General features: G+C 63.3%; 21 protein-coding genes. 11 read left to right on the forward strand and 10 right to left on the reverse strand.

The features are described 5' to 3' along the window. The first annotated feature begins 84 nt into the window (after positions 1 to 84). Both NKH59_RS06450 and NKH59_RS06455 read left to right on the forward strand, forming a co-directional pair. Positions 85 to 864: a Bax inhibitor-1/YccA family protein gene (locus tag NKH59_RS06450; RefSeq protein ID WP_254817871.1), complete on the forward strand. Its 780-nt coding sequence runs from the start codon at positions 85 to 87 to the stop codon at positions 862 to 864. 110 nt (positions 865 to 974) lie between these two features. Beyond that, complete coding sequence (locus tag NKH59_RS06455) at positions 975 to 1,544, forward strand: GNAT family N-acetyltransferase (RefSeq protein ID WP_352832349.1); 570 nt, start codon at positions 975 to 977, stop codon at positions 1,542 to 1,544. A gap of 4 nt (positions 1,545 to 1,548) precedes the next feature. On the opposite strand, the gene NKH59_RS06460 is transcribed toward NKH59_RS06455, so the two are convergent. Together NKH59_RS06460 and NKH59_RS06465 are read right to left on the reverse strand one after the other, a co-directional pair. After that, positions 1,549 to 1,935, reverse strand: a complete 387-nt coding sequence (locus NKH59_RS06460) for a DUF2794 domain-containing protein (protein WP_031212724.1) — start codon at positions 1,933 to 1,935, stop codon at positions 1,549 to 1,551. A gap of 475 nt (positions 1,936 to 2,410) precedes the next feature. Next, on the reverse strand, positions 2,411 to 3,160 hold the full coding sequence (locus NKH59_RS06465; protein ID WP_352470828.1) for a DUF1223 domain-containing protein: 750 nt from the start codon (positions 3,158 to 3,160) through the stop codon (positions 2,411 to 2,413). 175 nt (positions 3,161 to 3,335) lie between these two features. Here NKH59_RS06465 and NKH59_RS06470 point away from each other — a divergent pair, with 175 nt between their 5' ends. Beyond that, a complete protein-coding gene (locus NKH59_RS06470) occupies positions 3,336 to 4,016 on the forward strand; it encodes a ceramidase domain-containing protein (protein WP_353021359.1) in 681 nt (226 codons plus the stop codon). Between the two features lie 61 nt (positions 4,017 to 4,077). Here the strand turns inward: NKH59_RS06470 and acnA are convergent, their stop codons facing one another. Next, positions 4,078 to 6,768 (reverse strand): aconitate hydratase AcnA, encoded by a 2,691-nt coding sequence (gene acnA, locus NKH59_RS06475; RefSeq protein WP_352920410.1) that lies wholly within the window; start codon positions 6,766 to 6,768, stop codon positions 4,078 to 4,080. A gap of 282 nt (positions 6,769 to 7,050) precedes the next feature. On the opposite strand from acnA, the gene ccmA reads away from it, so the two are divergent. From ccmA to NKH59_RS06505, 6 genes are all read left to right on the forward strand, one after another. After that, positions 7,051 to 7,659, forward strand: coding sequence for a heme ABC exporter ATP-binding protein CcmA (gene ccmA, locus NKH59_RS06480; protein WP_352685344.1), 609 nt, complete (start codon positions 7,051 to 7,053; stop codon positions 7,657 to 7,659). Positions 7,660 to 7,855: 196 nt separating this feature from the next. Beyond that, positions 7,856 to 8,521 (forward strand): heme exporter protein CcmB, encoded by a 666-nt coding sequence (gene ccmB / locus NKH59_RS06485; protein WP_352470824.1) that lies wholly within the window; start codon positions 7,856 to 7,858, stop codon positions 8,519 to 8,521. After that, complete coding sequence (locus tag NKH59_RS06490) at positions 8,521 to 8,898, forward strand: Imm50 family immunity protein (protein WP_352470823.1); 378 nt, start codon at positions 8,521 to 8,523, stop codon at positions 8,896 to 8,898. The genes ccmB and NKH59_RS06490 overlap by 1 nt, the downstream gene beginning before the upstream one ends. Positions 8,899 to 9,000: 102 nt before the next feature. After that, the gene (ccmD, locus tag NKH59_RS06495; RefSeq protein ID WP_352456348.1) at positions 9,001 to 9,168 is read left to right on the forward strand and encodes a heme exporter protein CcmD; all 168 of its coding nucleotides are present in this window, start codon (positions 9,001 to 9,003) and stop codon (positions 9,166 to 9,168) included. Next, a complete protein-coding gene (locus NKH59_RS06500; RefSeq protein ID WP_352491647.1) occupies positions 9,165 to 9,740 on the forward strand; it encodes a DsbE family thiol:disulfide interchange protein in 576 nt (191 codons plus the stop codon). Before ccmD ends, NKH59_RS06500 begins: the two co-directional genes overlap by 4 nt. A 15-nt stretch (positions 9,741 to 9,755) precedes the next feature. After that, the gene (locus NKH59_RS06505; RefSeq protein WP_352491646.1) at positions 9,756 to 10,799 is read left to right on the forward strand and encodes a DUF2332 domain-containing protein; all 1,044 of its coding nucleotides are present in this window, start codon (positions 9,756 to 9,758) and stop codon (positions 10,797 to 10,799) included. A 16-nt stretch (positions 10,800 to 10,815) separates the two neighbouring features. On the opposite strand, the gene NKH59_RS06510 is transcribed toward NKH59_RS06505, so the two are convergent. Next, complete coding sequence (locus NKH59_RS06510) at positions 10,816 to 10,983, reverse strand: hypothetical protein (protein WP_023721879.1); 168 nt, start codon at positions 10,981 to 10,983, stop codon at positions 10,816 to 10,818. 264 nt (positions 10,984 to 11,247) lie between these two features. Between NKH59_RS06510 and NKH59_RS06515 the strand changes: the two genes are divergently transcribed. Both NKH59_RS06515 and NKH59_RS06520 read left to right on the forward strand, forming a co-directional pair. Then, entirely contained in the window at positions 11,248 to 12,165 is a 918-nt protein-coding gene (locus NKH59_RS06515) for an SMP-30/gluconolactonase/LRE family protein (protein WP_352767356.1), read from the forward strand. Between the two features lie 32 nt (positions 12,166 to 12,197). Continuing rightward, a complete protein-coding gene (locus NKH59_RS06520; protein ID WP_352491643.1) occupies positions 12,198 to 12,407 on the forward strand; it encodes a tautomerase family protein in 210 nt (69 codons plus the stop codon). Positions 12,408 to 12,514: 107 nt separating this feature from the next. On the opposite strand, the gene NKH59_RS06525 is transcribed toward NKH59_RS06520, so the two are convergent. From NKH59_RS06525 to dapF, 6 genes are all read right to left on the reverse strand, one after another. Continuing rightward, positions 12,515 to 13,048, reverse strand: a complete 534-nt coding sequence (locus NKH59_RS06525; protein ID WP_353021424.1) for an NADPH-dependent FMN reductase — start codon at positions 13,046 to 13,048, stop codon at positions 12,515 to 12,517. Between the two features lie 40 nt (positions 13,049 to 13,088). Next, positions 13,089 to 13,709, reverse strand: a complete 621-nt coding sequence (locus NKH59_RS06530) for a pyridoxamine 5'-phosphate oxidase family protein (RefSeq protein ID WP_353021361.1) — start codon at positions 13,707 to 13,709, stop codon at positions 13,089 to 13,091. Between the two features lie 90 nt (positions 13,710 to 13,799). Further along, positions 13,800 to 14,465 (reverse strand): septation protein A, encoded by a 666-nt coding sequence (locus tag NKH59_RS06535; RefSeq protein ID WP_352493215.1) that lies wholly within the window; start codon positions 14,463 to 14,465, stop codon positions 13,800 to 13,802. 60 nt (positions 14,466 to 14,525) lie between these two features. Then, positions 14,526 to 16,115 carry a signal recognition particle-docking protein FtsY gene (gene ftsY, locus NKH59_RS06540; protein ID WP_353021363.1) on the reverse strand — a complete coding sequence of 530 codons (1,590 nt, stop codon included), beginning with the start codon at positions 16,113 to 16,115 and terminating at the stop codon, positions 14,526 to 14,528. 11 nt (positions 16,116 to 16,126) lie between these two features. After that, a complete protein-coding gene (gene mtaB, locus NKH59_RS06545; RefSeq protein WP_353021365.1) occupies positions 16,127 to 17,428 on the reverse strand; it encodes a tRNA (N(6)-L-threonylcarbamoyladenosine(37)-C(2))-methylthiotransferase MtaB in 1,302 nt (433 codons plus the stop codon). Then, positions 17,428 to 18,312: a diaminopimelate epimerase gene (gene dapF, locus NKH59_RS06550; RefSeq protein WP_352470815.1), complete on the reverse strand. Its 885-nt coding sequence runs from the start codon at positions 18,310 to 18,312 to the stop codon at positions 17,428 to 17,430. The genes mtaB and dapF overlap by 1 nt, the downstream gene beginning before the upstream one ends. Positions 18,313 to 18,383: the final 71 nt, after the last annotated feature.

Genomic DNA, 18,383 nt, shown 5'->3' on the forward strand with positions numbered 1-18,383 from the left:
GCAGGCATGCTGGAGCCCCGCCAGCGGCGCCTGGGTTCAAAAGGACCTGACACCGGACGGGGCAGAAGCAATATGAGGATTTCCATGGCTGATCCCGTTCGCAATTATCAGACGCGCGCCGTGCCCGGCGCCGGCGTCGATGCTGCCATCGACCAGGGCCTGCGGGCCTACATGATCAAGGTCTACAATCTGATGGGGCTTGGCCTCCTCATCACCGGTCTTGCCGCGGTCGGCACAATCATGCTGGCCACTACCAGCGATCCCGCCTCGGCGGTCGCGACGTTGCCAAGCGGCGAGATGCTGACCTCGTTCGGCTACGCGATCTTCGGCTCGCCACTGAAATGGCTGGTGATCTTCGCCCCGCTGGCAGCGGTGATGTTCCTGTCGTTCCGCGTCCAGTCGATGAGCGTTTCGGCCGCGCAGACGACATTCTGGGTCTACGCCGGCCTCGTCGGCCTGTCGCTGTCGTCGATCTTCCTGGTCTACACCACCGCCAGCATCTCGCAGACCTTCTTCGCCACCGCCGCCGCCTTTGGCGGGCTGTCGCTCTACGGCTACACGACCAAGCGCGATCTCTCGGCGTTCGGGTCGTTCCTGGTCATGGGCCTGGTCGGCCTGATCATCGCGATGGTGATCAACATCTTCCTGCAGTCGTCGGCGCTTTCCTTCGCCGTTTCGGCGATCGGCGTGCTGATCTTCGCGGGCCTCACCGCCTACGACACGCAGAACATCAAGGAGATGTACTTCGAGGGCGACGAGACTGATGTCGCCGGCCGCAAGGCGATTATGGGCGCATTGAGGCTCTATCTCGACTTCATCAACCTGTTTATGTTTCTGCTGCAGTTCATGGGCGACCGTCGCTAAATACGGTTTTCCTGGACCAGCGAGTTCGAAAAGGGCGGCCCAATGGCCGCCCTTTTCTTTTGTACCGGCTTTTGCTGTGATATAGGGCAGATGAACGACGTGCCTAAATTATGAGCTGCATCACCTTGCGGGCCGCGACGTCGGCCGATCTCGACCGGATCACGGAAATCTATGCCGACGCGGTGACGAATGGCACGGCGAGCTATGAACTCGAACCGCCGAGCCGCGCCGAGATGGGCACGCGCTTCGACACTCTGATGGCGGGCGGCTTTCCCTATCTCGTTGCGGAAAAGGCCGGCGGCGTGCTCGGCTATGCCTATGCCGGGGCGTTCCGGCCGCGCCCGGCCTACCGCTTCGTCGTCGAGGATTCCGTCTATGTCGCGCCCGAGGCCAAAGGGCAAGGCGTCGGGCTGCTCTTGATGCAAGGGCTGATCGAAGCGGCCAAGGCGGCGGGTTTTCGCCAGATCATCGCGGTGATCGGCGACGGCCGGCCCGACAGCGCCTCGGTGCGGTTGCACGAGAAGCTCGGCTTTCGTCATTCCGGCCGCCTGGAAGGCTCAGGCTATAAGCACGGACGCTGGCTGGACACGGTTTTCATGCAGCTGCCGATCAACGGCGGGGCGTCCATCCCGCCTGATCCGCAATCGCTGCCCGAGCGCAAGTTCCGCCTGCAAAAATAAAGGGTTACGCCTCGACCAGCTTCAGTGTTCGGTCGAACACGCCAAGCACCCGGCCGAGTTCCTGGCCGCGCTTGAGGATGCGCCCGCCGGCGGCGATGACGGCGAACGCGCCTTGCCGGCGCGCCAGCTTCGGATCCTTGACGATCTGGAAAAGCGGCACTTCGCTGGTGCGGCGGAAGACGGAAAAAACGGCGCGGTCGGCGAGATGGTCGATGGCATAGTCGCGCCACTCATTGGCGGCAACCATACGGCCGTAGAGCCTGAGGATCTGGTCCAGTTCGCGCCGGTCGAACCGCACCGGCTGGTCGAGGCGTTCGCGTCTTGCCTCATGCAGCGGGATCAATATTGCGGATGCGTCCCCATCCTCCGTCCCGCTGCTGCGATCAGTCATGCCTGGATCCTCGCAATGAATCGTACGCCGACCAAAGTTGGCGCTTTCGTTGCCGAATTGCAAGGCCCGGCCGGGCAACGGCAGCACCGTGCGGTTTCTCCAGCGTCCAGTCACGTTTGCGAAACGCCTGTTGAAATTGGTGATGCTTCGCCACAATCCTGCCTTTTTTTATCCGTGCTCATGCCCCAATGTCCGACGAATTTACCGGCGTTGCCTGAGACGGTTCGGTCCGGCACCGGCTCGTAAACCCCAAGCCCCCCGCCCACGGGTCTGCGTCGGATCGAACCAACCTCGGTTTTTCCTTGGAAAGATCGGGTGCGACGATCCCAAAACCTAAATGACCGGCGTCAGAAGCAAGCTGACGCCGGTTTTTTATTAGCCGTGGCGATGCGATCCATCCAGATAGGCTGTCGTCGGAGGCTTGAGCGCGGTTATCCCTTCTCCCACAACAAGGGGAGAACGGGGGGCGCCCTATCTAAGGCTTGCGGATAAAGGCTGCGCCCAGGATCGGCCCGGGCATGCCGTCCTTGCCGACCGACTGCAGCAGCACGGCGCAGCCGCCCTTCTTGGCGATCTCGCTCATCGGCAGTTCGTAGCGCTGCGCCTTGCCGTGCCACATGCCGGCGGTCTGGATGCTGGAGACGGCGTTCCAGTAGGTCATGCTGCGGCCACTGTTTTCACCCTTGCCGATCTTTATCGTCTGCGGCGGATTGAAATAGACGATGACGACATGCGCGTCGGTTGGGCCGGTCACAGCGTCGCCGGCATCGATCATGACGCGATCGCTGGTCCGGCTGACCTTGATGCCGACGCGCATGCCTTCGCCGACCCTCTCCATGCGGGCCAGCGCGCCGTCGACTTCCTTGCGGCTGGCGCCGTTGACATGGCTGCGGCCGTTTATGACGGCTTGCGGGGTGTAGACGGAACGACTGCCGAAGGCGCGCATATACTCGTATTGCCGCTCGGTATTTTCCTTGCGGCTCAGCGTGTCCTGCCAGCCGAGGTAATCCCAATAATCGACATGATAGGCGAGCGCGACGATGTCCTCCTTGGCGGCGAGCTCGGCGAAGAATTCATCTGCCGGCGGACAGGAGTTGCATCCCTGGCTGGTGAAGAGCTCGACGACGCCTAATGGCTTGTCGGTTGGCTCGGCAAGGGCCCTGCCGGCAAACGCCGAGAGGGCCAGCGCAAGGGCCGCAAGCCGCAATGGTCTTCGAGATGGCATGGCCGTTCCGATCCCGCCGGTGACGCCGGCTTTGTTCTGGTTGTCGAAATATGTGGCAGAAGCGGCAGTCAACGGGAAGTCACGTTGCGGTGAAATTTTGCCGTTGCAACCGCTGGCAAGGGCGCAATAGGTGGACTTGCACTTCACCATGGAAGCGATTCGGGCGGCAATCAGCATGTGGCAATCTCTCCTGGCGCCGGTCGACCTCTATTGCGAACGGACGGGGCCGGAATTCTGGGCCGAACCGCTCAATGCGCTGAGCAATCTGGCTTTTTTTGCCGCCGGGCTATGGGGTGTCTGGCAGGTGCGCAAGCGCGGCACCGGCACCTTCGCCGAAGTGCTGGCCTGGTGGGTGGTGGCGATCGGCGTCGGCTCGTCGCTGTTCCACACCTTTGCCAACCGTGGCACGGTCTGGGCCGACGTGCTGCCGATCGCCGGGTTCACGCTGGCCTACACGCTGTTCAACCTGCGGCGTTTTCTCGGCATGAAATGGGGCAAGGCGATCGCCATTTTCGTCGCCTTCTATGCCGTCGCCGGGCTGGTGACCTTTGCCGTGCCCGACTGGCTGCGCCAGGCGTCGAACGGGACGACCGGCTATCTGCCGCCCTTCCTGGCGCTCGCCTTCTTCGGCGCCATGGTGGCGGCCAGCGGCAACCCTGCCGGCTGGTACAATCTGGCGGGCTCGGCGATCTTCGTCGTGTCGGTCATCTGCCGGATGATCGATCCGCTGGTCTGCGGCGGCTTTCCGCTCGGCACGCATTTCCTGTGGCACATATTCAACGGGCTGATGCTCGGCGTGCTGCTGGCGGCGACAGCGCGGTTCGGAAAGCCGGGAATTAGGGCAGTAGGGCAGTAGGGGAATAAGTCGCTTCTCCTTGCTTCACCCTACTGCCCTACTCCCTTATTGCCCTACTCCCTTAAGCGGCCAGATCGCGCAGCACGTATTGCAGGATGCCGCCATTCTTGAAGTAGTCGAGCTCGTCCAGCGTATCGATGCGGCAGATGATCGGAACCTCTTTGACGCTGCCGTCGCCGTAGGTGATCCTGGCGATCATCTTCTGCCGCGGCTTGATGTTGCCCAGTCCGTCGATCTCGACCAGTTCGTCGCCCTTGAGGTTGAGCGAGGCCCATGAGGTGCCTTCCTCGAAGACGAAGGGGATCACGCCCATGCCGACCAAATTGGAGCGGTGGATGCGCTCGAAGGACTGGGCGATGACCGCGCGGACGCCCAGCAAATTGGTGCCCTTGGCCGCCCAGTCACGCGACGAGCCGTTGCCATATTCGACGCCGGCGAAGATGACCAGCGGCACGCCTTCCTTCTTGTATCGCATGGCGGCGTCGTAGATCGATTCCTCTTCTTTCGACGGGTAATGGATGGTGTAGCCGCCCTCGCGGCCGTTCTCGCCCAGCATGTGGTTGCGGATGCGGATGTTGGCGAAGGTGCCGCGCATCATTACCTCATGATTGCCGCGGCGCGTGCCGTACTGGTTGAAATCGGCGACGCCGACGCCGTGGTCGGTGAGGTACTTGCCGGCCGGCGAGGCCGCCTTGATCGAACCGGCCGGCGAAATGTGGTCGGTGGTGATCTTGTCGCCGAACAGACCGAGCACACGCGCGCCCTTGATATCGCCGATCTTGCCGAAGCCCGACGTCATGCCGGCGAAATAGGGCGGGTTCTGCACATAGGTGGAATTGTCGTCCCAGGCATAGGTCTGGCCTTCCGGCGCCTTGACGTTCTGCCAGTACTCGTCGCCCTTGAAGACGTCTGCATATTTGCGGGCGAACAATTCGCGCGTGACGTTCTTCTCGATGAATTCCTGGATCTCGACCGAACTCGGCCAGATATCCTTGAGATAGACCGGATTGCCGTTGCGATCCTCGCCGAGCGGTTCGGTGGTCAGATCCTTGGTCACGGTCCCGGCCAGCGCGTGGGCGACGACCAGTGGCGGCGAGGCGAGATAGTTCGCTTGCACGTCGGGCGAGACGCGGCCTTCGAAATTGCGGTTGCCGGACAAGACTGCCGCAGCAATCAAGCCCTTATCGTTGATGGTCTTGGAGATCGGCGCCGGCAATGGGCCGGAATTGCCGATGCAGGTGGTGCAGCCGAAGCCGACCAGGTTGAAGCCGATCTGGTCGAGCTCCTTCTGCAGGCCGGATTTCTCGAGATATTCGGCGACGACCTGGCTGCCCGGCGCCAATGAGGTCTTGACCCACGGCTTCTGCTCGAGGCCGAGCCGGTTGGCATTGCGCGCCAACAGCCCGGCGCCGATCAGCACGCTCGGGTTCGATGTGTTGGTGCAGGAGGTGATGGCGGCGATGACCACATCGCCATGGCCAAGATCGTAGCTCGTGCCCTCGACGGCATAGCGCTTGTCGATTTCGGCGGCCTTCCTGTATTCGGACTCCATGGCCTTGGCGAAGCCAGCCGGAATGTCTTCAAGTGCGACCCGGCCTTCCGGCCGCTTCGGGCCGGCCATCGACGGGACGACACTGCCGAGATCGAGCTCCAGCAGGTCGGTGAAGACCGGATCGGCCGAGCCGGCATCGCGCCACAAGCCTTGCGCCTTCGAATAAGCCTCGACCAGGGCGATGCGGCTTTCGTCGCGACCGGACATTGTCAGATAGCGGATGGTTTCGCTGTCGACCGGGAAGAAGCCGCAGGTGGCGCCATATTCCGGCGCCATGTTGCCGATGGTGGCGCGGTCGGCCAGCGTCATGTTGGACAGGCCCGGCCCGAAGAATTCGACGAACTTGCCGACGACGCCCTTCTTGCGCAGCATCTGGGTGACGGTGAGCACCAGGTCGGTGGCGGTGACGCCTTCCCTCAGCCTGCCGGTGAGCCGGAAGCCGATGACTTCAGGCAGCAGCATGGAGACCGGCTGGCCAAGCATCGCGGCCTCCGCCTCGATGCCGCCGACGCCCCAGCCGAGCACGCCGAGGCCGTTGATCATCGTGGTATGTGAATCGGTGCCGACGCAGGTGTCGGGATAGGCGGTGGTCTCGCCGTCTTCGCTGTTGGTCCACACGACCTGGCCGAGATATTCGAGATTGACCTGATGGCAGATGCCGGTGCCGGGCGGCACGACGCGGAAATTGCGGAACGCCTGCTGGCCCCATTTCAGGAACTTGTAGCGTTCCTCGTTGCGCTCATATTCAAGCTCGACATTGCGGGCGAAAGCCAACGGCGTGCCGAATTCGTCGACGATGACCGAGTGGTCGATGACCAGATCGACCGGCACCAGCGGATTGATCTTTTGCGGATCGCCGCCGAGCGAGGCCATGGCGTCGCGCATGGCGGCAAGGTCGACCACGGCTGGAACGCCGGTGAAATCCTGCATCAGCACGCGAGCCGGGCGATAGGCGATCTCGACGCCGGCAGTGCCCCGGTCAGTCAGCCAGCCGGCGACCGCCTGGATGCTCTCCTTGGTAACGGAACGGCCGTCCTCGTTGCGCAGCAGATTCTCCAGCAGCACCTTCATCGAATAGGGCAATTGGGCAATACCGGTGAGGCCGTTCTTTTCGGCCTCGACAAGGTCATAGTAAATGTACTCGGTGCCGCTGGCGGTCAGCGTGCGGCGGCAATTGAAGCTGTCGAGTGATTTGGACACGTGCGATCCCTAACTGTCGGTTGCCGGAAGGGAACGGACGCCAGTGGGCATGCAAATCACGCGCAAAGGTGCGGGTACGGCCATTTCCGCTATCCGTTCCCAAGCGTCCGGGCCGTTCAAGGCGGCACGCGCGCTGGTTCGGCGCAAATTCGGTTCCCGTGCCGACCGCTGGCACGGATGATGCGGATATAGAGAATTTTCTGGAATAGTTCTAGACACGGAATCGCCATTTTTGCTGCGGCGCACCGAAGCCGCGCCTGAACTTTCGGCGAAGGGGGACGGATGCGGCTGATCGCCGAAAATCTGGGCGGCGAACGCGGCGGCGAGACGGTATTTTCCGGCATCGAATTCGCGCTGGGGGATGGCCAGGCGCTGGTCGTCACCGGGCCGAACGGCGCCGGCAAATCGACGCTGCTCAGGATCGTCGCCGGACTGTTGCCGGTGGCGGCAGGCCGTGTGCGGTTCGAAGATGGTGGCGAAGACTTTGCGTCGGCGGCCTCGGCGTGTCACTATCTCGGCCACCTCAACGCGATGAAGACGGCGCTGAGCGTTACGGAAAACCTGTGCTTCTGGCGCGATTTTTCGGGCGCCGGTTCCGCGGGTGTTGGAGAGGCGCTGGAAACCGTCGGGCTGGGCGGCATCGGCCATCTGCCTTTCGGCTATCTCTCGACCGGGCAACGCCGCCGCGCGGCGATTGCAAAACTGCTGGTAAGCCACCGGCCATTGTGGCTGCTCGATGAGCCGACGGCAGGACTGGACAACGCTTCGGAGGAGAGATTCGGCGAATTGATGGGGAAGCACCTCGAGAGTGGGGGGATCGTGGTTGCGGCGACGCATTTGCCGCTTGGGATCGAGGGGGCACAAGGGCTGGTGATGGGCGAGGCCGTTTGATGTTGGTGCTCTACGGCGCCCCCCTCTGTCCTGCCGGACATCTCCCCCACGAGAGGGGAGATTGGCAGCTTCGTCGCTGCGCTCAACTCTCAACGATCGAGATTGGCGAAGGCAGTCGTGACAGCCAATCTCCGCCCTTGAGGGGGAGATGTCCGGCAGGACAGAGGGGGGTGCCCAGGCGAAAGCATCTCACATCATGCTAGCCCTCTTCCTGCGCGACATCCGCCTGAGTATCCGCGCCGGCGGCGGGGCGCTTACCGGCGTGATTTTCTTTCTCGCCGTTATCGCGACCATCCCCTTCGGCGTCGGTCCCGAGCTGAAGCTGCTGGCCCGCATCGGCCCGGCGATCCTGTGGATCGCCGCATTGCTGGCCTGCCTGCTCGGCCTCGACCGGCTGTTCCAGGCCGACCGCGAGGACGGCTCGCTCGATCTTCTGGTGCTTGGCAACGACCGGCACATGCTGGCCTTGACCGTTCTGACGAAATGCCTGGCGCATTGGGCGGGAAGCGTGCTGCCGCTGGTCATCGCCGCTCCCTTGCTCGGCCTGTTCATGAACATGGAGCCCATCGGCATCGGTGCGACGGCGCTGACGCTTCTGGTCGGTACGCCGGCGATCACCTTCATCGGTGCCGCCGGTGCCGCGGTGGCGGTGGCGCTGCCGCGCGGGGGCCTGCTGATCTCGGTGCTGGTGCTGCCGCTAACCATTCCCGTGCTGATCTTCGGCGTATCAGCAAGCTATGGCGCGGTGGCGAACCCCGATCCTTTTCTGCAGCCCTTCCTCATTCTCGCCGCGCTGACCCTGTTCCTTGCCGTGCTCGGGCCGGTGGCGGCGGCGCTGGCGCTTCGGCACGGAACGGATTGATGTGGCCGCTGCGCATAGAGAACCCGATCTTTCTCCAGACAATCTACGGCAACTATCCGGACCTGTCTTCCGTCGAGGTAACCAAGGCCGAAATCAATCGTGAAGGGCCTAGCATGTATCTTTCCTTCATCTCGACCGTCCTCCCCTACCGGCCCCCCGCCAAATGGGCGGCGTTCAATGCCGTGTCTTTCGGGCTTGAGTTCATCGCGGTCGAATCGATTAGCCTTCGCAAGTTCCGGAGCCATGGCTGGAGTGCAATCAGGATGTGGGATGACGCCGGTAGAATCCTGCTTACCTGCGAAGGGGCTGTCAGGCTGTCTCTGACGTGCCAATACATGCGTATCAAAAACATATCAGGTGTTTTGCGTTCGCAGTGACCTTCGGCTTGCGATAACCGCAAATCTGCCGCAGACCCGTTCATTGCGACAAACAGCCGGTGAGGCTATGAATTCCGCCGTGAGAAGCCTTGGATCGGGAAAATGAGCGTTCACGCCCTTTATGTCACCGCCGCCTATGCGATCACGGCCGTGGTGCTGGGTGGGCTGATCGGCTGGATTCTGCTCGACCAGCGCGGCCGCAAGCGAGAGCTTGCCGAGCTGGAGGCATCCGGCGTGCGCCGGCGCTCCGATAAGGCAGTAAAATCATGAGCACGGAAACCCAAACACCGGCGCGCCGCCGCCTGATCGTGCTGCTGCCGCTGGTGGTCTTTCTCGGGCTGGCGGGATTGTTCCTGGCGCAGCTTTTGTCCGGGCGCGACGTGTCGGAAGTGCCGTCAGCGCTGATCGGCCTGCCGGCGCCGCAGACCAACCTGCCGGCGCTCGAAGGCACCAATTTGCCGGGCCTCGATTCAAAACAGTTCGCCGGCAAGGTGACGCTGGTCAACGTCTTCGCGTCCTGGTGCGCGCCGTGCCGCGAAGAGCATCCGGTGCTGCTGGCGCTGTCGCAGGACAGACGCTTCGTCATGGCGGCGCTGAACTACAAGGACCAGCCGGAAAACGCCCGTCGGTTCCTTGGCGATCTCGGCAATCCATTCCAGGCGATCGGCGTCGACCAAGCCGGACGCACGGCGATCGACTGGGGTGTCTACGGCGTGCCGGAAACCTTCGTCATCGGCAAGGATGGCAAGATCGCCTATAAGCATGTCGGGCCGCTGACGCCGGACTCGGCGCGGACGCTGCTGTTACCCGAAATCGAGAAGGCGCTCGCGGCTCCGGGCTGAGACACCTGAAACGCGATGGACGAACGAGACATCCGCGATCATTTTCTGGCACAGGCGAAAGCCTGCGATGGACTTGGCTCGCCTTTCACCGCGAATTTATGCCGTGCGCTCGCTAAGGTTCTCGACGCAAACACCAGGACCGGGCAGGCGGTGCTCGGTTGGCCGGGCGACGCGCGCGCCGACGCCCTCGCATTGCGGCTTTGCGGCGCGCTGCATGGGTTGGTCCTGACGGGTGCCAATGAGCGATTGGCACTGATCTATCCGCCCAACCAGACAAGCGAATCCGAGATCGCGGCGGTGCTGCCGGAGGCAATTGCGCGATCCGACGAGCGGATCGTCGCCGGCCTCGCCGGTGCGCCGCAGACCAATGAAATCGCCCGGTCGGCGATGCTGCTGCCTGGATTTCTGACGGTCGCGCGGGAAACCGGCCTGCCGCTGGACTTGTGCGAGATTGGCGCCAGCGCTGGGCTCAATCTCCTGTTCGACAGCTTTCACTACCGCTACGGCGATGCCGAGTGGGGCGACCGGACCTCCACCGTTCGGTTGGCGCCGGAGGTGCGCGGACTCGCTGTTCCGCTTGGTGGAGCGATCGACGTCCGCCACCGCGCCGGCTGTGACATCGCGCCGGTAGATGTCGCCGACGCAGCCACACGGTTACGGCTTCGGTCTTACGTCTGGGCCGATCAGGCTACGCGGCTGGCCCGGCTCGACGCTGCGCTGTCACTTGCCGAAAAGTTTCGACCGCCACTTGTCAAAGCGGACGCGGCGGATTTTGTCGGGAAGGCGCTGGCCGCGCGGCAGGAGGGTGGCGCTTTTGTGCTCTATCATTCGATCATGTGGCAATACCTGCCGCGGGCGACCAAGGATGCGATCATCGTCGCCCTGGAGCAGGCGGGCAGACAGGCCACGGCCGCTGCGCCTATCGCAAGGCTGAGGATGGAGCCGCGCGATCCCACAAACAATTGGGCGGTACTCAGCCTGACTTTATGGCCGGGCGGCGAGACGCACCGCCTGGCCCATTGCGATTACCACGGCCGCTGGATCGAATGGGTGGGCTAAGCCCGATCCCATTCACTCAGCCGTAGATCTGCTTGTGGACCTGGTAGAGCATTTCTGAGCGGTCGGCGCGCATGTCGGCGAGGTCGCGGCTGCTGAAGCTGTCGATTTCGGCGACGAGGCGGTTGTAATGCCGGCGCTTGGCGATGCTGGCGCGAGCGCGGCTCATGAGGCTGTCGATGATCATAGCGAGTTTCCTTTTGCGCCGCATTTCGCGGCCAGTTGTTCCTCCCTTGATCGATACGGAGCATGACATAGTTATGGTGCGTTGCAAAAATAAGATGTTGCAATGCACCATTGCGCTGGGCGCATAGCCGGTTAACGGGATGTGACCTGCCGTCCGGGCCAGTATTCGCTTCCATAATGCTTCAGACGCATCATCGATCTTGCCATATCGATCGCAGGCTGGCTTGATCGCGCCCTTGCCAAGCGACTGCTACCGGGAGGAACCATGGCCAGCGAATTCTACGAAGTTCTCGATCCGCGCTTTTCGCGGCTTTTCAACGGCAATGCACAGGTGGACAGGCTGTTTACCGGCTGCCGATGGGCGGAAGGACCGGCCTGGTTTGCAGCCGGGCGCTATGTGGTTTGGTCCGACATCCCGAACAATCGCATGCTGCGTTACGACGAGACCGACGGCAGCGTCAGCGTGTTCCGTCAGCCGTCCGGCAATTCCAACGGCAACACCGTCGACCGGCAAGGCCGGCTGGTTACTTGCGAGCATTCCGGCCGCCGCGTCAGCCGCACCGAGCATGACGGCTCGGTCATCACCATCACCGACAAATGGCGCGGCAAGCGGCTGAACTCGCCCAATGACGCGGTGGTCAAGTCCGATGGCTCGATCTGGTTCACCGATCCGAGCTACGGCATCGATACCGATTACGAGGGCGACAAGGCCGAAAGCGAAATCGGCGCCTGCCATGTCTACCGGGTCGATCCCGGCACCGGCGAGACCGAGGCGGTGATCACCGACATGGTCAGGCCCAACGGGCTCGCCTTCTCGCTCGACGAGCGCCAACTCTATGTCGCGGATACCGGCCGCACGCATGGTGCGCAAAATCCGGCACACATCCGGGTGTTCAATGTCGGCCAGGGCGGCAAGACGGTCTCAGGCGAAAAGGTCTTTGCCGACTGCACCGCCGGCCTGTTCGACGGTTTCAGGCTGGATGCGGACGGCCGCATCTGGACCAGTGCCGCCGACGGGGTCCATTGCTACGATCCAGACGGGACGCTGATCGGCAAGGTCAAGGTACCGGAAGTCGTTGCTAATTGCGTGTTCGGCGGCAACAAGCTGAACTGCCTCTACATCGCCGGCACGACCTCGCTCTACATGGTCCGGCTCATGGTCAACGGCGCCAAAACCTACTGAGCGGCTGCCAAGCATATGCAAGGGAGGGAACCATGCCATTCGTGAATATCCGCCTGGTCAAGGAGGTGATTGCCGACGACCCGGCCGGCAAAAAGGCCGCGATCGCCGCCCAAGTGACAGCGGCCATCACCGGCGTCACCGGCCTGACCAACAACGATGTCTGGGTGGTTTTCGAGGAGGTCGCTGCACGCGACTGGTTCGTCGGCGAGACCGACGTCGAGACGCGGAGGAGCAAGGGATAGTTCCCGGCACAGATTGGCCGCAGCTCCTAGCGTCGTCATCCCGGGGGCGGAGCAGGAGCGAAACTCCGTCGCGGAGACCCTGGGATGGCGAAAGCACGGTCCGGCGTTCACCGCGAGCGGATGAACTCCGCGAAGGCGGATAGGGCATCGCGCATCGTCAGCCGGTTTTCCGGCTGCGATAAGATATCCTCCACCTCCGGCGGCTTCTTGCCGAGCAGCGCTATTTCGAGCGCTGCTTCCTCATGGAGCGCAAAAGACATTGTCCGCACGATCTCGATCAGTGCGGCGCGGGCAAACAGCGAGCGCGGCGAGGCATGCACCAGCATGGCTGGCTTGCCAACGGCGGCATCGCGCGACACCAGCCAGTCAAGCGCGTTCTTCAGGCCGCCTGGCACACCGTGAGCATATTCCGGGCAGGAGACGATGACGCCGTCAGCGGCGGTGACCGCATCGATCAGCACTGCTGCTTGCGGCGGCGTCCGCTCGCCTTCGTCGTCGGGGTTGAAGATCGGCAGCCGGCCAAGTCCATCGTAGACGGAGACGTGACAGTCCGGCGGCGCGTTTTGCGCGAGTGCCGCGACCAGGGCCGAATTGGTCGAGGCGGCGCGCAGGCTGCCGGAGATGGCGACGATGTTCAGCAAAGGAATGGAGACCGGTTTGGGCGATTCGTTGCCGGGCACGCTACCACATGGTCTCCCTGTATTCCTCATCCAGCCAGCGGTCGGTCGCCTCGGCCGAATCGGCGAGCGCCAGCTGGTCGCGCAGGATCTGGCCGAGCGTCGGCAGCGTCGCGCGGTCGTACCAGCTCTCCGGCTTCCACAGTTCGGAGCGCATGAAGGCCTTGGCGCAATGCATATAGGCGGCCTTGACCGTCACCACGACGACGCTTTGCGGCGCCTTGCCGTCGACCGCCAGCCGCTCGCGTAACGCCGCATCGACGGTGATGCGGGCATCGCCGTTGACACGCAGCGTCTCGTTCATGCCGGGAATGAGGAAGAGCAGCCCGACCGAGCGATTGAGAAGGATGTTCTCCAGCGTGTCGAGCCGGTTGTTGCCCGGCCGGTCGGGGATGGCGATGGTCTTCTCGTCGAGCACTGCCACAAAACCCGGCCTGTCGCCCTTGGGCGTCACATCGGCATTGCCGGCGCCGTCGGACGAGCCGATCAGCACCAACGGGCTCTTGCCGATGAATGAACGGCAGTGGCCGTCCAATGTCTTCAATTCCTTGCGGATCGAGCCGTCGGTCAGCCGAGGCGTCTTGTAGATCGTCCTCAACTCGTCGCGCGTGGTGATGAATTCCATGCCCCTCTCCCCTTATTCTGATGCAATTCCCTAGGGAAAACGCTACGCGCTTTTCCCGGGAAAACCGCTACACACTTTCCTGGAATTGCTCTATTTGCCGGCCTTCTCTTCCTTGCCGGCCTTGTCCTCGAGCGAATGGCGCAGGATCAACGGCATTTGGCTTAACGTGAAGACAAGGGTAATGGGAATCGTGCCCCAGACCTTGAAATAAAGCCAGGCTTCCTCAGAAAAGTTGCGCCACACGATCTCGTTCAGCGCAGCCAGAAAAAGGAAGAAGAGTCCCCATCGGAAAGTGAGCTTGCGCCAGCCTTCGGCGTCGAGATTGAAGGCGGAATCAAAGACATAGCCCAACAGCGATCTGCCAAACGCCAACCCGCCAAGCAACGTGATGCCGAACAGGCTGTTGATGATTGTCGGCTTCATGAAAGCGAAGGTCTTGTCCTGCAGCCACAGCGCCAGCGCGCCAAACACAAACACCACGATGGCCGAGACCAACGGCATGATCGGCCAGCTACGCGTCAAAATCCACGAAACGCTGAGCGACAGTGCCGTCGCCACCATAAAGAACGCTGTGGCAATCAGGATAGGCTCGCCGATATGGCCGAGGATCGGAAACTTCCCGACAAGCCACGCGCCGCGGATGGTGGTGAAAAAGAACACCAGGCCAGGCCCGAGTTCGAGCAGGAATTTCAGGCCGGGGTTCAACGCCCTGCGGCGCGGATCGGACGGGTCGCCTTCGAGGATGGGTGGGTTCATAGCGTCCTTCTTACGCATGATCCAATCCAAAGAGCCTGCAACTTTTCGGAATCATGCTCGTCAAGCCACTCCAGCGATCGCCCTGGCGAATTCGCTTGCGGAAAAGGGTTCGAGGTCGTCGACCTGTTCGCCGACGCCGATGAAATAGACCGGCAATTTGTGCTTTGCCGCGATCGCCACCAGAATACCGCCGCGCGCCGTGCCGTCCAGCTTGGTCATTACCAGGCCGTTGACGCCGGCGACATTGCGGAAGATCTCGACCTGGTTGAGCGCATTCTGGCCGGTGGTGGCATCGACCGTCTGCAGCACGGTGTGCGGCGCTTCCGGATCGAGCTTGCCCAGCACCCGGACGATCTTTTCCAGTTCCGCCATCAGTTCGGTCTTGTTCTGCAGCCGCCCGGCGGTGTCGATGATCAGCACGTCGGAGCCGGCCTCCTTCGCGCGCTCGAATGCATCGTAGGCGAGGCCGGCGGCATCGGCGCCGAGCTTCGAGGCAATGACCGGCGAGTTGGTACGCTCGCCCCAGATCTTCAGCTGCTCGATCGCGGCGGCGCGAAAAGTGTCGCCGGCGGCGAGCATCACCGAGAGGCCGCCATCGGTCAGCTTTGCCGCCAGCTTGCCGATGGTTGTGGTCTTGCCGGTGCCGTTGACACCGACGACCAGGATGACATGCGGCTTGTGGCTGAGATCGAGTTCTAGCGGCATGGCGACATGGGTCAGTACCTTCTCTACCTCGGCCGCCATGATGGCGCGGACTTCGGTGTCGGAGACGTCCTTGCCGTAGCGGCTGGCCGAGAGCGCGTCGGTAACGCGCAAAGCCGTCTCCATGCCGAGATCGGCGCGGATCAGCACATCCTCCAGGTCCTGCAGCGTATCCTCGTCAAGCTTCCGCTTGGTGAAGACGCCGGCGATGTTGCCGGACAACTCCCGGGAAGACCGGGCAAGCCCGTCTCGCATGCGCTGGAACCAGGAACGCCTCGGCGCCGGTTCGGGCGCCTTCTGCGGCTCGGCTTTCTGCTCGACCTTCTTGGTTACGGTGACTTTGCCGGGGGCGGGCTTTGGCTCCAGCGCTGGTTGCGGAACGGCTTCCGGCTCGGGCTTTACCTCCCCCTCGATGGGAGGGTGGGGCGCCGGCACGACCTCCGGTTCGGGCGCGATCTCGGTCAAGATCGGTTTCGTCTCGACCGGCGCTGGCTGGCGGATCGGGGGCGGTATTTCGGCGGGCGGGACTTCGTGCACTGGCGCTGCTGAGGGAGCCTCGGTGGGCACTACCGGCACTTCGACGGGTGCAGGTTCCGGCTGGGAGGGGACGATTTCTGGCTGCTGCGGCCCGGCCCGGATCTCCTCCGGTTCCTCAGCAGGCGTTTCCGGCTCGGGTGGAATGGTCGGCGGCGGCTCAGGCTTCTGCTCTTCCGGCGCCGGTTGCGGTGCCGGAGGCAACTCTGGTTCGACTGGCGGTGGAGGTACGGCTTCGACTTCGGGCCGCGATTCTTCGCGTTTCAAAAACTCCGGGACGGCCTGCTCGGCGGCCGGTTTCAGCGCCTCCAGTTCGTCCCATTTGATCGGCGGCAGCGGCGCGGCCTCGTCGGGCCGCTCCTCGACGACTTCCTTCTTGCCGAACGAAAATATCTTCTTGAAAAACCCAGCCATGTCTTGCGCTCTCAGGCGGCGCGGGCGGCAAGCGGCGCGGCGATCAGTCGGATACCGTCATGGCCGGCGATATCAGCCTCGACAATGTCGCCCGGAGCGCCGGCAGAGACCGCGGCCAGCGTAAACCCTTCGGTGCGGCCAAGGCCGTCACGCTCGACCAGGATCGACTGATGCGTTCCAGCGAGCGAGGCAAGATGGCGGCGATAGGCGGCCTCGCCGGCGGCGCGCAGGCGTGCCGCGCGTTGCTTGACGACGTCGCGGCGGAGCTGCGGCATGCGCGCGGCGGGCGTGCCCTGGCGCGGCGAAAACGGGAAGACGTGGAGATGCGTGAGGCCGCATTCCTCGACGATCTCCAGCGAGTTTTCGAACATGGCGTCCGTCTCGGTCGGGAAGCCGGCGATGATGTCGGCGCCGAAAACAATGCCGGGGCGCAGTTTGCGCACATCCTCGCAAAAGCGGATCGACTGGTCGCGGCTGTGCCGGCGCTTCATCCGCTTCAGGATCATGTCGTCACCCGATTGCAGCGACAGATGCAGATGCGGCATCAGCCTCGGCTCGGTGGCGATGGCGTCCAGCAGATCGTCGTCGGCTTCGATCGAGTCGATCGAGGAAAGCCGCAGGCGTTTCACGTCCGGCACCTGCTTCAGGATGGTCTTGACCAATTTGCCGAGCTTCGGTGCGCCCGGCAGATCGGCGCCAAAACTGGTCATGTCGACGCCCGTCAGCACGATCTCGGCATAACCATTGCCGACGAGTCGCTTGATCTGCTCGACCACGGCGCCCATCGGCACCGAGCGCGAATTGCCGCGACCGTACGGAATGATGCAGAAGGTGCAGCGGTGGTCGCAGCCGTTCTGCACCTGGACAAAAGCGCGCGCCCGGCCCTCGATGGCGTCGACCATGTGGGCGGCCGTCTCGCGCACCGAAAAGATATCGTTGACGCGCGCCTTCTCAGTGTCGTTGACGCCGAAATCCGGCAACGCGCGATAGGAATGCGCCTTCAGCTTTTCCTCATTGCCGAGGACGAGATCGACCTCGTCCATGGCGACGAAATCCTGCGGGCCGGTCTGCGCGGCGCAGCCGGTAACGATGATGCGGGCAGCCGGGTTCTCACGGCGGGCTTTTCTGATCGACTGCTTGGCCTGGCGTACAGCCTCGCCGGTGACGGCGCAGGTGTTGAAGATGATGGCGCCGCCTTCGAGGCCGCCGAGGCCCGCACTTTCGGCTTCACGCCGCATCACCTCGGATTCATAGGTGTTCAGCCGGCAGCCGAAGGTGACGACCTCGATATCCTTGTTGCCAAGAGGAGCCATCAGGCGGCGCTTTCGGTGTCGCGCGCCCACGCCCCGGTCGACGGATCGAAGCTGCCGGAAAATTCCCATTCGGCGGCACCGGTGAGGATGACGTGGTCGTCGTCGCGCCACAAAACATGCAGCGAGCCGCCGCCGGGCGTCATCAGCGTGACGCCGCGGCCGGTACGCCGGGTGCGGGACGCGGCGACTACAGCGGCGCAAGCAGCCGTGCCGCAGGCCTTGGTCAGGCCGGCGCCGCGCTCCCAGGTGCGGATGGCCATGGTCTCCGGCGAGGTCACCTGCGCGATGGTGATGTTGGCGCGCTCGGGGAAGATCGGGTGGTTTTCGAGCAGCGGGCCGAAGCGCTCGAGCTCGTACGACCAGACGTCGCGGTCGACCCAGAAGATGGCGTGCGGATTGCCCATCGAGACGACCGACGGCGAATGCAGCACCGGAGCATCGATCGGGCCGATCTGCAGCTCGATCATGCGGGTGTCGCGGAATTCCTCGGCCAGCGGGATGTCCTGCCAGCCAAAGCGCGGCCTGCCCATGTCGACCGAGATCATTCCGTCGGCATGTTCCTCGGCATTGAGGATGCCGGCGACTGTTTCAAAGGCAAATGTCTTCTGGCCGGTCTCGGCGGCGAGCGCCTGGACGACACAACGCATGCCGTTGCCGCAGGCTTGCGCCCTGGTTCCGTCGGAATTCAAGATGTCGATGAAAAAGGCGGTGCCCGGCGTCCTGGGGTCGTGGATCGCCATGATCTGGTCGAACCTGGTCGCCGCATCGGCATTAAGCGCGACGGCTGCCGCAGGCGTCACGCGATCGGCACGGCCACGCATATCGGCAACGATGATTTCGTTGCCGATGCCGTTCATCTTGGCGAAAGGGGCCGCGCTTGCCATCGATCGAAAGGTCTCTTGCCGGTTTGGCGCCTATATGGCGGATAGCGGCAGAAATTACCAGCGCGGCGTGA

Origin of the sequence: Mesorhizobium sp. M0998 (assembly GCF_040318885.1) — a bacterium.
In the GTDB taxonomy this organism is placed as follows: domain Bacteria; phylum Pseudomonadota; class Alphaproteobacteria; order Rhizobiales; family Rhizobiaceae; genus Mesorhizobium.

What these genes read in the sequence shown, in the direction of transcription:
- ftsY (WP_353021363.1), bottom strand. Translation starts at nt 16,115, where the DNA reads ATGGCTGGGTTTTTCAAGAAGATATTTTCGTTCGGCAAGAAGGAAGTC.
- NKH59_RS06490 (WP_352470823.1), top strand. Translation starts at nt 8,521, where the DNA reads ATGTGGCCGCTGCGCATAGAGAACCCGATCTTTCTCCAGACAATCTAC.
- NKH59_RS06455 (WP_352832349.1), top strand. Translation starts at nt 975, where the DNA reads ATGAGCTGCATCACCTTGCGGGCCGCGACGTCGGCCGATCTCGACCGG.
- dapF (WP_352470815.1), bottom strand. Translation starts at nt 18,312, where the DNA reads ATGGCAAGCGCGGCCCCTTTCGCCAAGATGAACGGCATCGGCAACGAA.
- NKH59_RS06460 (WP_031212724.1), bottom strand. Translation starts at nt 1,935, where the DNA reads ATGACTGATCGCAGCAGCGGGACGGAGGATGGGGACGCATCCGCAATA.
- ccmA (WP_352685344.1), top strand. Translation starts at nt 7,051, where the DNA reads ATGCGGCTGATCGCCGAAAATCTGGGCGGCGAACGCGGCGGCGAGACG.
- NKH59_RS06450 (WP_254817871.1), top strand. Translation starts at nt 85, where the DNA reads ATGGCTGATCCCGTTCGCAATTATCAGACGCGCGCCGTGCCCGGCGCC.
- NKH59_RS06500 (WP_352491647.1), top strand. Translation starts at nt 9,165, where the DNA reads ATGAGCACGGAAACCCAAACACCGGCGCGCCGCCGCCTGATCGTGCTG.
- ccmB (WP_352470824.1), top strand. Translation starts at nt 7,856, where the DNA reads ATGCTAGCCCTCTTCCTGCGCGACATCCGCCTGAGTATCCGCGCCGGC.
- mtaB (WP_353021365.1), bottom strand. Translation starts at nt 17,428, where the DNA reads ATGGCTCCTCTTGGCAACAAGGATATCGAGGTCGTCACCTTCGGCTGC.
- NKH59_RS06470 (WP_353021359.1), top strand. Translation starts at nt 3,336, where the DNA reads ATGTGGCAATCTCTCCTGGCGCCGGTCGACCTCTATTGCGAACGGACG.
- NKH59_RS06530 (WP_353021361.1), bottom strand. Translation starts at nt 13,709, where the DNA reads ATGGAATTCATCACCACGCGCGACGAGTTGAGGACGATCTACAAGACG.
- NKH59_RS06515 (WP_352767356.1), top strand. Translation starts at nt 11,248, where the DNA reads ATGGCCAGCGAATTCTACGAAGTTCTCGATCCGCGCTTTTCGCGGCTT.
- NKH59_RS06505 (WP_352491646.1), top strand. Translation starts at nt 9,756, where the DNA reads ATGGACGAACGAGACATCCGCGATCATTTTCTGGCACAGGCGAAAGCC.
- NKH59_RS06465 (WP_352470828.1), bottom strand. Translation starts at nt 3,160, where the DNA reads ATGCCATCTCGAAGACCATTGCGGCTTGCGGCCCTTGCGCTGGCCCTC.
- NKH59_RS06510 (WP_023721879.1), bottom strand. Translation starts at nt 10,983, where the DNA reads ATGATCATCGACAGCCTCATGAGCCGCGCTCGCGCCAGCATCGCCAAG.
- NKH59_RS06535 (WP_352493215.1), bottom strand. Translation starts at nt 14,465, where the DNA reads ATGAACCCACCCATCCTCGAAGGCGACCCGTCCGATCCGCGCCGCAGG.
- ccmD (WP_352456348.1), top strand. Translation starts at nt 9,001, where the DNA reads ATGAGCGTTCACGCCCTTTATGTCACCGCCGCCTATGCGATCACGGCC.
- NKH59_RS06520 (WP_352491643.1), top strand. Translation starts at nt 12,198, where the DNA reads ATGCCATTCGTGAATATCCGCCTGGTCAAGGAGGTGATTGCCGACGAC.